Here is a 13,444-nt window from a genome sequence, read left to right on the forward strand (position 1 = left end):
TATCCGTTTAGATAAAAAAAGATAGTAGGGATAATCAATCCTTACTATCTTTACTGTTAATATTTATATATCTTTAAGAATTTCGTGTCTTTTTATTTTTGTGGAACAGAAAGACCATAGAAGAACATAGTGACTATATCTTGTATATGTTTTTCACGATCTTCTTCAAGAAGCTGTGCTCCGAAATCATCACCTAATTTAGTAAACATTTGAATGTAAAGTAACATCATTTCTTTAGTAAGGTGGGGATTAATTTCATTTTTTTGCTGTGCTTGTTCTAATATTTCTAAATACCAAGGCAAGATTTTTTCGTTTTGATAACTATAAATAAAATCTCGGAGCTCTTCATCTCTTTGCATCATTTGTAGTAACATATCCGGCTGAAATAACCCACCAGTATTCATTTTTCTTACAATCATTTTTTGCATCATATCATGAAAAGGTAATTTTTCCGCTGCAAGTTCTTTATAATATTGAAATTCAGATATGATAAATTCTTGTATAAGTTCTCTAAATAACGCATCTTTACTTCCGAAATGATTATAAATGGTAACTTGAGAAACGTTTGCTTCTTTTGCAATATGTTCTATTTTCACTTCATTAAATCCGCGTTCTGAAAATAATAAGAAGGCTGCCTCTTTAATAGCACGTTTTTTCTTTTCTTTCACTTTTTCAAAGCCGTTCAATGCAATCACCTCAATTAAAATATACAAGAAAAAATAATGGAAAACAATATTTTTGAAATATGGACATATAAATATTTCAAAAAGTTGTTGCGAATATGAAAGATGAGGAGTACAATAATTTTGAAATATCATACATCAAATATTTCAAAAAATGAGGTGGAATTATGATTTCAGTTCAAAATGTCACAAAACAGTTTTCAAATGGAAAAGGTTTGTTTCATATAACCTTTGATGTAAAAGAAGGAGAAGTGTTCGGTTACTTAGGGCCGAATGGTGCAGGGAAATCCACAACAATTCGTAATTTAATGGGATTTATAAAACCGACAGAAGGAAAGTCTTCCATTTTCGGATTAGATTGTTGGGATGATGCTGCGAAAATTCAAAGAGAAGTCGGTTATTTACCAGGAGAAATTTCTTTTATTGAAGGAATGAATGGATTAGAATTTTTAAAGTTAATGCAAGGAATGCGTGGTTTAAAGGATACGAAAAGACGAGATGAACTAATAGAACGTCTGCAATTTGATGTAAAAACACCGATTCGAAAAATGTCTAAGGGAATGAAGCAAAAAGTAGGGATTGTTGCGGCTTTTATGCATGATCCGAAAGTGTTAATTTTAGATGAACCAACATCAGGACTCGACCCACTTATGCAGCAAGTGTTTATAGATTTAATAGTAGAGGAAAAGCAAAAAGGAAAAACAATTCTTATGTCGTCGCATATTTTTACTGAAATTGAACGTACGTGTGATCGAGTAGCGATTATTAAAGATGGTCGCCTTGTAACGGTTGAAAATATTCATGATTTACAAAGTATGAGACGACAAGTGATAGATGTAACCGTATCATCAGAGGAAGAGATTAAATCTCTTACGCAATGTAATTTACAATTTGAAGCGGTAAAAGGTAGAGAGGCATCGATTATTGTACAAGGAAACTATCAAATTGTTTTACAAACACTTTCAAACTATAATGTAACAGCGCTTCAAACGAGAGCGATGGATTTAGAACATTTATTTATGCATTATTACGATAAGAAAGAAGGGGTAAAGCATGAATAAGCAATTGTTTTTAGCTAGTTTGAAAGAGACGCAAAAAAGTATTTTGAGTTACGCAACTGGTGCAGCTCTATATTTATGGTTGTTAATTTGGATATTCCCTTCAATGGTATCAGCGAAAGGTTTAAATGAATTAATAAGCGCTATGCCTGATAGTGTGAAAAAAATTGTTGGCATGGAAAGTCCGATTCAAAACGTAATGGATTTTTTAGCTGGTGAGTACTATAGTCTATTGTTTATTATCATATTAACAATTTTTTGCGTTACAGTTACAACACATTTAATTGCCCGGCATGTAGATAAAGGGGCGATGGCATATTTATTAGCGACACCTGTATCTAGAGTGAAAATTGCAATCACGCAAGCCTCTGTTCTCATATTAGGACTACTAATTATTGTAGTTGTTACGTATGTAGCGGGCATAGTAGGTGCGGAATGGTTTTTACAAGATAATAATTTAAATAAAGAATTATTCCTGAAGATAAATATAGTCGGAGGGCTCATATTTTTAGTCGTTAGTGCTTATTCATTTTTCTTTTCTTGTATATGTAATGATGAAAGAAAAGCACTTAGCTACTCAGCAAGTTTAACTATTTTATTTTTTGTACTAAATATGGTAGGTAAATTAAGTGATAAGTTAGAGTGGATGAAAAGTCTATCGTTATTTACACTGTTTCGTCCAAAAGAAATTGCGGAAGGAACGTATAATATATGGCCAGTAAGTATAGGTTTAGCTGCGGGAGCGCTTTGTATTTTTATAGTAGCGATTGTATTGCTTAAGAAGAGGGATTTACCGTTGTAGAGTAGAAAGTCCACTATATGAGTGGACTTTTTTTGATGAGGAGGAAACGAATGAGTTGCAGCTATATGTAAATGATGTAGAAAAGTCATTATTGTTTTATAAAAAATAATTGCTTTAAAGTTGTCGATCCAAATGGATATCTCCTCAGAGTTGCGTATAAAAAAAGGTAAACATGAAAAATGTTTACCTTTTTTTATGAAAATATTCAAAAAAATGAACCTTTTTCTAGGCTCATCCGTCTAATACATGTAAAGTTAAATTTGAAGTGAGGATGAAACAGGAGGAGCAATTGTGAAAGTAATCCCTTTATATAAAATGATTGTAAAAGAAGAAACCGATGTTTCTTTAGCAAAAAAAGGTGATCATGAAGCATTTATGAGGCTTATACATACAGAAAAAGTAAAGATGTATCGTATTGCAAAGGCTATGTTACGTGATGAGACAAATATAGAGGATGCGATACAAACAACAATTTTAAAAGCCTATGAAAATATAAAAAAATTAAAGAAAGAAGAGTTTTTTCAAACTTGGTTGATTCGAATTTTAATGAATGAATGTAATAACATTATTAGAACGTATAAAAAGATAATTGTGACAGAAGAGAATGATTACAATATGAGTGCGTGCGATCAGTATGAAGATATAGATTTGTGTAATGCGATTCAATCGTTACATGAAGAGTTAAGAGCTGTTACGGTGCTTTATTATTATGAAGATATGAATCAAGAGAGTATAGCGAAGCTTTTAGAAGTACCAAAAGGAACAGTGAAATCGAGATTGGCACGTGCGAGGGAACAACTACAGAAACGATTAAAGATGGAATAGGGGGTGCAAAGGATGGCTGATGACAAATTATTTGATGAGAAATTAAAAAAGAGAATAAAAGAAGAGAGTGTTATAGTGCCACCAGAGTTAAATGAAAAGATTAATCGTACACTACATAATCTCCCGGTAAAAAAGAAAGGTTACAGAGTTTATATGATGGCTATAAGTGCTGCGGTTCTAGCACTTTCAATTGTGTCTATGTCGGAGTTTTCTGATCAAATTTTTGCTCAAAACGGCGGAGTGTTTGAATATGTAAAGAAAAAGGCATTTTCTGATTACGAAAACGAAGAGGAAATAAAAGCGAATGCAAATTATCCAGATAAAGAAAAGATTCATGAAAAGATGCTAGATTCCATTGATCATTTTAATAATATTTCAGGACAATTTGAGGAATATTCTAGTTCTTCAAGAATTGCTACAACATACAAATATGCGATTGATACGGAGCAACAAAGAGGTATCTCTTCGAAAGAAGATAAACTAGTGAAAAAACGAACCATTATATATAACGAGGGCAAGAAAAAAGAGTTTGATGACGAGAAGTATACGTACAAAGAAACAAAATGGAGCCCGAAAGAAAGAAACTATGAACTATTAAAATTAAATCCTACGGAAAGGTTATTGAGAAAATCAGGTGAGAAAAAAAGGTATGATGATGAATATATAGGATTCGCGAAGTATAGTATTCAATCCGAATTTGCTGATCTATTAATTCGATATAAAGATTGGAATTATAAAGAAACGAAGTATCTTGGACTGGATTGCTACAAAATAGAAGGGACAATAAATATAGAAATGCCTGTAAGTACATCTGAAGATTTAAGAGGGAAATTTGAAATGGTTGTAGAGAAAAATACGGGGATTATGCTAAAGTTCCTTAGTTTCCACGAAGGTATGATTCAATATTCGATTACGACTGAATGGATACAAATAAACAAAGGGTTGAAAGAGAATGCATTTCAAAAGGATAGCGCTAAGTATGAAAAATTGAAAAATATATTAGATGAATAGAAAACGGAGGAAACGATATGGAGAATACCTCTTCTTCAAGAGAACAGAAAAATAAACGAAAATATAAAAAGACAACGATAATAAGTGTATTGTTAGCAATATTACTATTTTGCGGATTTGGATATGGTACTTACGTATATATGAAAACTTCTAATCTCGTACAAAAATCAAATGTTAATTTAGCACGTGGTGAAAAATCAAATTTACGTGAGGAAACTGTAAAACCGATTACGAATAATGTTTCACTTTTAATTATGGGAATTGATGAAAATCAAGAACGACAAAAGGAGTATAATGGTGCATTTCATACAGATGCACTACTGTTAGCTACTTTTAATAAAGATGATAAGACTGTGAAATTAACGAGTATACCACGTGATACATACACATATGTTCCGGTTGAAAAGAAAAAAGATAAAATAACGCATGCATATGGAAGTGGTTTCGTTAAAAATGGTAAAGATGGAGGGCCGCAAGCTTCAGTGGAAGCGGTAGAAAAGTTATTACAAGTGCCTGTTGATTATTTTGTAAAGTTTAATTTTAATTCATTTACTAAAATTGTTGATGGATTAGATGGGATTGAAGTAGATGTCCCAGTTGAATTTACGGAGCAAAATAGTAAAGATGAACCTGAAGCGATCCATTTGAAAAAAGGACTACAAAAATTAACAGGGGAAGAAGCACTTGCCTTAGCAAGAACTCGCCATATTGATAGTGATGCAATGAGAGGACAGCGCCAACAACTTGTTATTGAGGCGATTTTAAGTAAATTAAAAAGTGTAGGATCAATTACGAAGCTAGAAAAAATAGTCGAGGCGGTTGATGGTGATTTTAAAACAAATTTAGCAATGGATGATATTTTATCTTTTTATAAATACGGTTTAAATTGTTCGATTGAAAAAATTCAATTAGCAGGTGATGATTTATACTTACCTAATGGTCCAAATGGGCAACGTGTATATTATTATAATCCTAATAAAAAAGATTTGCAGAGTTTGAGTAATACGCTTAGAACACATTTAGGATTAAGTGAAAAACAGATTGAGGAAAATTAAAGCAGATGTAATGTCTGCTTTTTTATTACGTTTAATAGTATGTACTTTATTCATTAATGTTATATACTATTTTCAAATTTAAGATAATAGTGTAACATAAAATTGTAGTTTAAGTTACATAACAGGGGGGCTATTACATAGAATATATCATTAGCAATTATTGAAAAAGTATGGGAGAAATGAAAGAAGCAGGGGAGTATCAAAAATGAGAATCGTAAAGAATTTAACATTTCAAGTTATTGTGGCCATTATTTGTGGTATTGCAGTAGGAGCTATTTGGCCGAGTGTTGGACAAGAGATGAAGCCAATTGGTGAAACGTTCATCAATATGATTAAAATGGTCATTGCACCGATTATCTTTTTAACAATTGTGCTTGGTATTGCAAGTATGGGAAGTATGAAAAAGGTAGGTCGTGTTGGTGGTAAGGCATTATTATATTTTGAAATTGTTACAACTGCGGCTTTAATTATTGGTATCATCATAGCGAATGTTGTACGTCCCGGAGATGGATTAGATCCCTCAAAGCTAAAGGGCGGAGATGTTTCGCAATATGTACAAAGCGGGCAAGAAATGAAGTGGGTGGATTTCTTTTTACATATTGTACCGTCTAACATGTTTGAAGCATTTGCAAAAGGTGATATTTTACAAGTGCTGTTCTTCTCCATTTTATTCGGTGCTGGGTTAACGATGTTAGGGAAAAATGGACAACCGGTAATCGATTTTTTTGAAAGGTTATCGAAAGTATTTTTTAACATTTTATCAATTGTAATGAAATTAGCACCGATTGGAGCATTCGGCGGGATGGCGTTTACAATTGGCAAATATGGTTTAAGTACACTTATTCCACTTGGTAAATTAATGATTTGTGTATATGCGACAATGGCATTATTTGTTTTTATTGTTTTAAATTTTATTTGTAAACTGTACAAATTTAGTTTGTGGAAATATTTAGCTCACATTAAAGAAGAATTACTCATTGTTCTCGGGACATCATCATCAGAATCAGTATTACCGCGAATGATGACAAAGATGGAAGACTTCGGATGTTCGAAGCCGGTAGTAGGTTTAGTCATTCCGACGGGATACTCTTTTAATTTAGATGGAACGACAATTTATTTATCGATGGCTACTATATTTTTAGCACAAGTCTTTCACGTCGATCTTTCACTAGGTCAACAATTAACGATAATAGCTATTTTGTTAGTTACATCTAAAGGAGCAGCCGCGGTAACAGGTGGAGGCTTTATTGTACTAGCGTCTACTTTATCTGCCATGAATGTTATTCCATTAGAAGGGTTAGCGCTATTACTTGGTGTAGATCGTTTCATGTCAGAAGCACGTGCTATCGTCAATTTAATTGGTAACGGTATTGCGACTGTAGTTGTTGCAAAAAGTGAAAATGAATTTGATGAAGAGAAGTATACGAGAGTAATAGAGGAAATGAAAAAAGAGAAAATGGTCGGATAAAAAGTCAGCTTTGCTGACTTTTTTATTTTTGTAGAAAAGAGGTTTGTTATGATATACATTATTTATTAACAATAATTTACAGGTGTATTATAGTGGAAGGATATAAAGGTTATTAAATCAGTACATATAATTCAATGAGGTATAGTGTTTCGAAAGATTATGGAATTTTTATGAATATTACTGTAATAAAATAATTTTTTTAAAATTTTCAATAATAACACTTTACAAAACTCAAAAAATTAGTAGAATAATAGTTAATAAGAATCTTCTGATAAATATATAAAGAAAAACAGAATTATCAGAAAATTATTAAATGAGAGCGTTTAGAATTAGGGAGGGTACAGAAAGTGAAAAAGAAAAAAATGAAAAAACTAACAGCAGTTGTAGCACCAGTTTTAGCAATGAGTATGGCATTAACAGCATGTTCTACATCAGGTGGAGATAAGAAGACAAGCACAAATTCTAGCTCAGGCGGAGATAGCAAATCAGAAGAAAAATTAGCAGCGAAACAAGTACTAAATCGTACTGAAACAAATGAGATTCCAACAATGGATACTTCTAAAAATACAGATACATTAGGTTCTCAAATTTTAGGGAACACGATGGAAGGTTTATATCGATTAGATAAAGATAACAAACCAATCCCAGCTGCGGCAGAATCAAGCACGAAGAGTGAGGATGGTAAAAAATATACATTCAAATTACGTAAAGATGCAAAATGGTCAAATGGTGATCCTGTAACAGCGAAAGATTTCGTATATGCATGGCAACGTTTACTAGATCCAAAAACAGCTGCTGAGTATGCATTTATCGCATTCCCAATTAAAAATGCAGAAGCGGTTAATAAAGGCGAAAAACCTGTAACGGAACTAGGAGTAAAGGCAGTAGACGATCTTACTTTAGAAGTTGAATTAGAACAAGCAGTGCCATACTTCTTAAACTTAGTAGCATTCCCATCGTACTATCCGTTAAATGAGAAATTTGTAACAGAAAAAGGGGATAAATTCGGTTTAGAGTCTGATACGACAGTATATAACGGACCGTTCGTTCTTACTGATTGGAAGCATGAGCAAGGCTGGAAACTAAAGAAAAACGATCAATATTGGGATAAAAAGACTGTAAAACTAGACGAAATTAACTATAGTGTAGTAAAAGAAGTAGCGACAAGAGTAAACTTATATGATACAAATGCAATTGACTTCGCGCTATTATCGGGTGAATTCGTTGATAAGTATAGAAACAATAAAGAAGAGTTTGGCACATACTCACAAGTAAGTACTTACTTCTTACGTATGAACCAAAAACGTGGCGGGCAAGATACACCGTTAAAGAGCCAAAAATTACGTGAAGCAATTGCATTATCAATTGATAAAAAGAATTTATCAAATGTTATTTTAAATGATGGATCTAAGCCTGCGGACTTCTTAGTACCAAAAGGATTAGCGACTGGACCAGACGGTAAAGACTTCCAAGAAACATTTAAAAATGGTATTAAACCAGATGCGAAAAAAGCAGCAGCTGCATGGGAAGAAGCGAAAAAAGAGCTTGGAAAAGACCAAGTTACAATTGAGTTATTAAACTATGACACTGGTAATGCGAAAAAAGTTGGGGAATATGTAAAAGATCAAATTGAGAAAAACTTAAAAGGTGTAACTGTTAATATTAAACTTCAACCATTCAAACAAAAACTGAAATTAGAAACAGAGCAAGATTATGATTTATCATATGCTGGTTGGGGACCTGACTACGCTGACCCAATGACATTCTTAGATATGTTCCAGTCTAATCATTCTCATAACCAAATGAGCTTCGCTGATCCGAAATATGATGATATGATCAAAAAAGCTGGCGGAGAATTAATGGGTGATGCGAAGAAACGTTGGGAAGAGCTAGGAAAAGCTGAGAAATTACTTCTTGAGCAAGATGTAGCACTTGTACCTTTATATCAACTTGGTGATGCATACGTTCAAAAACCAAATGCAAAAGGCATCGTTCACCATAACATTAGCCCAGAGTATAGCTTCAAGTGGGCATATATGACTGAAAAAGATGGGAAATAATTTTAAAGAATAATACTATCTTGAAGTGGATGCATACAAGTTTCTTAGCTTATTTTGTAGTAAGAATCTCGTTGTCCACGATAGAAAGATAAAATGATAGAGCATTCCAAAAGTAGACTATTGACTTTTGGAATGCTCTTTTATTATGAGATTAAATGTAAATGAACCGATAGATATAGATAATTTGTATAGTAACAACTGTGAAAAATGTCTTTTACTATTACAAAAAAATAATTTTTAGAATATTTTAAAAATAACTTTACAAAACCAGAAAAATTATTAGAATATTAATTAATAAGAATTTTCTGATAACTAGTTATTAGAAAATCTCTCAAAATGAGTTTCGTACATATAATTGGGGAGGGTATAAAAATGAAGAAAAAGATGAAAAAGTTCACGGCAGTTGTAGCGCCAGTTTTAGCGATGAGTATGGCGTTGACAGCGTGTTCTGGATCTGGTGGGGAGAAGAAAACAACTACGACGTCTAGTGGTGGTGGGGAAGAGAAAAAATCTGAAATTAAATACGCAGCGAAACAAGTGTTAAATCGTACAGAGAATCAAGAAATTCCGACGATGGATACGTCTAAATCTACTGATACGTTAGGGTCACAAATTTTAGGGAATACAATGGAAGGATTATATCGTCTTGATAAAGATAATAAGCCAATCCCAGCTGCAGCGGAATCTAGTACGAAGAGCGAGGATGGCAAAAAATATACATTTAAATTACGGAAAGATGCAAAATGGTCAAATGGTGATCCAGTAACAGCGAAAGATTTTGTATTTGCATGGCAGCGCTTACTGGATAAAAATACAGCGTCAGAATACGCATTTATTGCTTACTATATTAAAAACGCAGAGGCAATTAATAAAGGTGAAAAGCCACTAACAGATTTAGGGGCAAAAGCGGTAGATGATTATACGCTAGAAGTAGAATTAGAAAAACCGGTGCCGTATTTCTTGAATTTAATGGCATTCCCATCGTACTATCCTTTAAATGAAAAGTTCGTAAAAGAAAAAGGAGATAAATTCGGTTTAGAAGCAGATACAACGTTGTATAACGGACCGTTCGTTATGGCTTCATGGAAACATGAACAAGGATGGCAGCTAAAGAAAAATGATAAGTATTGGGATAAGAAGACTGTGAAATTAGAAGAAATTAACTATAGTGTAGTAAAAGAAGTTGCGACGAAAGTAAACTTATATGATACAGGATCAATTGATTTCACACTATTATCAGGAGAATTTGTTGATAAATATAAATCGAACAAAGAAGAGTATGGTGAGTACTCAGAAGCAAGTACATTCTTCTTACGTTTAAATCAAAAACGTAATGGACAAGACACACCGTTAAAGAGTAAAAAACTACGGGAAGCAATCGCATTATCAATTGATAAAAAAGGTTTAGCAAACGTTATTTTAAATAACGGTTCAAAAGCAACAGATCAATTGGTTCCAAAAGGGCTTGCGACAGGACCTGATGGTAAAGATTACCAAGATACATTTAAAAATGGTCTGAAATATAACCCGAAAAAAGGTGCAGCAGCTTGGGAAGAAGCGAAAAAAGAGCTTGGTAAAGATCAAGTTACAATTGAATTACTAAGCTATGATGATGGAACAGCGAAAAAAATTGCTGACTACTTTAAAGATCAAATTGAGAAAAACTTAAAAGGTGTAACGGTTAATACGAAAATTCAGCCGTTCAAACAAAAACTAAAATTAGAATCGGCACAAGATTATGAAATTTCATTTGCTGGTTGGAGTCCGGACTATGCGGATCCAATGACATTTATTGATATGTTCGAATCGAAGAGCCCATATAACCAAATGAGTTATTCGAATCCAAAATATGATGAAATGGTGAAAAAAGCAGGGAATGAATTAATGTCTGATGCGAAGAAGCGTTGGGAAACGTTAGGGAAAGCAGAAAAATTATTACTTGAAGAAGATGCAGGAATGGTACCTTTATATCAAACAGGTAGAGCATATGTAATGAAACCGAATGTAAAAGGCATTGTGAAACATAACATTAGTCCAGAGTATAGCTTTAAGTGGGCTTATGTAACGGAAGGGAAATAATAAAAAGGAGCGTGTTAAAAGATAATTACCTTTAACACGCTCTTTTTCTATTAAATTAAATAGAGAAGAATAAGAAAAGTGGTACTGACATATAGTAGATGGGGGAGAATTCGTATAGTAGTAATAGTAAAATACTTAGTTACTATAAAAATAAAATAAGTGAAACTTCAAAAATGAGGATAATTAACAGGATGTTAATTAGTGAAAAGGTATTAATAACTAAGTTCATAGAAAAATCTCTCAAAGTTAGTTTCGTACATATAAATTGGGGAGGGTACAAAAATGAAGAAAAAGATGAAAAAGTTTACGTCGGTTGTAGCGCCAGTTTTAGCGATGAGTATGGCTTTAACAGCATGTTCTGGATCTTCTGGTGGGGAGAAAAAAACGACTACAACGTCTAATAATGGTGGGGAAGAGAAGAAATCTGATATTAAATATGCGGCAAAGCAAGTGTTAAATCGTACAGAAACGAATGAAATTCCGACAATGGATACTTCCAAAAATACAGATACACTTGGTTCACAAATTTTAGGGAATACAATGGAAGGTTTATATCGCCTTGATAAAGATAATAAGCCAATCCCAGCTGTAGCGGAATCTAGCACAAAAAGCGAGGATGGTAAAAAATATACATTTAAATTACGGAAAGATGCAAAATGGTCAAACGGTGATCCTGTAACAGCGAAAGATTTCGTATTTGCATGGCAACGTCTAGTAGATCCAAAAACAGCTGCTGAGTATGCATTTATTGCATACTATCTTAAAAATGCAGAAGCGATAAATCAAGGAAAAGCAGAAGTTTCGACATTAGGTGTAAAAGCGGTAGATGATTATACGCTTGAAGTAGAACTAGAAAGACCTGTACCATATTTCTTGAATTTAATGGCATTTGCTTCATACTATCCATTAAATGAAAAGTTTGTAAAGGAAAAAGGAAATAAATTTGGTTTAGAGTCTGATACAACGCTTTATAATGGTCCATTTGTGCTTACTGATTGGAAACATGAGCAAGGCTGGAAATTAAAGAAAAATGATCAGTATTGGGACAAAAAGACTGTAAAATTAGATGAAATTAACTATAGTGTAGTAAAAGAAGGGGCTACTCGAGTGAATTTATATGATACAGGTGCAATTGACTTCGCGCTTCTATCAGGTGAATTTGTTGATAAGTATAGAAATAATAAAGAAGAGTTTGGCGCATATTCGGAAACAAGTACGTTTTACTTACGTTTAAATCAAAAACGTGGTGGGCAAGATACACCATTAAAGAGCAAAAAACTACGTGAAGCAATTGCATTATCTATTGATAAGAAAGCTTTAACGAATGTTATTTTAAATGATGGTTCAAAACCAGTGGATTACTTAGTACCAAAAGGTTTAGCGAGTGGACCAGACGGTAAAGATTTTGCAGAAACGTTCAAGAATGGTTTAAAACAAGACTCCAAAAAGGCAGCGGCAGCCTGGGAAGAAGCGAAAAAAGAACTAGGAAAAGATCAAGTGACGATAGAGTTATTAAATTATGATACTGGTAATGCGAAAAAAGTTGGGGAGTATGTAAAAGATCAAGTTGAAAAAAACCTAAAAGGCGTGACAGTAAATATTAAACTGCAACCATTTAAGCAAAAACTAAAATTAGAATCAGACCAAGATTATGATTTTTCATATGGTGGCTGGAATCCAGATTATGCGGATCCAATGACATATCTTGATATGTTTGAAACAAAAAATTCGCAAAACCAGATGAGTTACTCAAATTCAAAATATGATGACATTATTAATAAAAGTAAGACGGAATGGATGGCTGACGCAAAAAAACGTTGGGCAGAGTTAGGAAAGGCTGAAAAAATATTACTTGAAGATGATGTAGCGCTTGTACCTTTATATCAAAATGCTAGATCATATGTTATGAAACCGAATGTAAAGGGAATTGTGAAACATAATATTAGTCCAGAATATAGTTTCAAATGGGCGTATGTAGAAGAGAAATAGTAAAAAAAGCATTTTCAAGTTGCGGTATGGCACTTGAAAATGCTTTTTTTCTGTGCACTATTTTTTTCAGGATGAATATATGTATTATAGAAAATTTAAAGGAGAATCCCATGAAACGAAACACATACATCGATTTCCTAGCTTATTATGGAATAGGGAGTGCTCATCCTGGTGGTTTTACGTTAACAAAACAACTGTTAGCACAATTGCTTTTTAGATATGGAGCAAATGTCCTTGAACTCGGCTGCGGTACGGGGAAAACAGCAGCGTATATGACAAAAGAGTGTGGTTATAAAGTAACGGCGGTTGAAAAGAATGAAATTATGATTCAAAAGGCGGTGCGACACGTTCCTAAGTGAAAAGCTTAGGCATTGTCGAACTTACAGTTCAACAGTGAACTGTCATTCCAAGAAG

The 13,444-nt window shown here is 33.2% G+C and carries 10 protein-coding genes and 1 pseudogene; 10 read left to right on the forward strand and 1 reads right to left on the reverse strand.

The genetic code is table 11. The annotated features are described in order from the left end of the window. Positions 1-92 precede the first annotated feature (92 nt). A complete protein-coding gene (locus tag PDQ33_RS25975) occupies positions 93-695 on the reverse strand; it encodes a TetR/AcrR family transcriptional regulator (RefSeq protein WP_219913220.1) in 603 nt (200 codons plus the stop codon). Between the two features lie 155 nt (positions 696-850). Between PDQ33_RS25975 and PDQ33_RS25980 the strand changes: the two genes are divergently transcribed. The 10 genes and pseudogenes from PDQ33_RS25980 to PDQ33_RS26025 all read left to right on the forward strand — a co-directional run. After that, positions 851-1,744, forward strand: a complete 894-nt coding sequence (locus tag PDQ33_RS25980) for an ABC transporter ATP-binding protein (RefSeq protein ID WP_219913216.1) — start codon at positions 851-853, stop codon at positions 1,742-1,744. Next, positions 1,737-2,543 carry an ABC transporter permease subunit gene (locus PDQ33_RS25985; protein WP_270756850.1) on the forward strand — a complete coding sequence of 269 codons (807 nt, stop codon included), beginning with the start codon at positions 1,737-1,739 and terminating at the stop codon, positions 2,541-2,543. Before PDQ33_RS25980 ends, PDQ33_RS25985 begins: the two co-directional genes overlap by 8 nt. A 291-nt stretch (positions 2,544-2,834) precedes the next feature. After that, positions 2,835-3,368 carry a sigma-70 family RNA polymerase sigma factor gene (locus PDQ33_RS25990; RefSeq protein ID WP_000864742.1) on the forward strand — a complete coding sequence of 178 codons (534 nt, stop codon included), beginning with the start codon at positions 2,835-2,837 and terminating at the stop codon, positions 3,366-3,368. A 12-nt stretch (positions 3,369-3,380) separates the two neighbouring features. Then, positions 3,381-4,379 (forward strand): anti-sigma factor, encoded by a 999-nt coding sequence (locus tag PDQ33_RS25995; protein ID WP_219913218.1) that lies wholly within the window; start codon positions 3,381-3,383, stop codon positions 4,377-4,379. 17 nt (positions 4,380-4,396) lie between these two features. Then, positions 4,397-5,434 (forward strand): LCP family protein, encoded by a 1,038-nt coding sequence (locus PDQ33_RS26000; RefSeq protein ID WP_219913219.1) that lies wholly within the window; start codon positions 4,397-4,399, stop codon positions 5,432-5,434. Between the two features lie 205 nt (positions 5,435-5,639). Beyond that, a complete protein-coding gene (locus tag PDQ33_RS26005) occupies positions 5,640-6,902 on the forward strand; it encodes a dicarboxylate/amino acid:cation symporter (protein WP_001223614.1) in 1,263 nt (420 codons plus the stop codon). A gap of 347 nt (positions 6,903-7,249) precedes the next feature. Beyond that, positions 7,250-8,962 carry a peptide ABC transporter substrate-binding protein gene (locus PDQ33_RS26010; protein WP_270756848.1) on the forward strand — a complete coding sequence of 571 codons (1,713 nt, stop codon included), beginning with the start codon at positions 7,250-7,252 and terminating at the stop codon, positions 8,960-8,962. A gap of 372 nt (positions 8,963-9,334) precedes the next feature. After that, positions 9,335-11,041, forward strand: a complete 1,707-nt coding sequence (locus PDQ33_RS26015) for a peptide ABC transporter substrate-binding protein (protein ID WP_000728459.1) — start codon at positions 9,335-9,337, stop codon at positions 11,039-11,041. Between the two features lie 282 nt (positions 11,042-11,323). After that, positions 11,324-13,030: a peptide ABC transporter substrate-binding protein gene (locus tag PDQ33_RS26020; RefSeq protein ID WP_219913165.1), complete on the forward strand. Its 1,707-nt coding sequence runs from the start codon at positions 11,324-11,326 to the stop codon at positions 13,028-13,030. A gap of 110 nt (positions 13,031-13,140) precedes the next feature. Next, a pseudogene (locus PDQ33_RS26025) lies at positions 13,141-13,368 on the forward strand (class I SAM-dependent methyltransferase); the annotation flags it as partial. Positions 13,369-13,444 lie beyond the last annotated feature (76 nt).

Source organism: Bacillus cereus group sp. Bc031 (genome assembly GCF_027716265.1).
Classification (GTDB): domain Bacteria; phylum Bacillota; class Bacilli; order Bacillales; family Bacillaceae_G; genus Bacillus_A; species Bacillus_A paranthracis.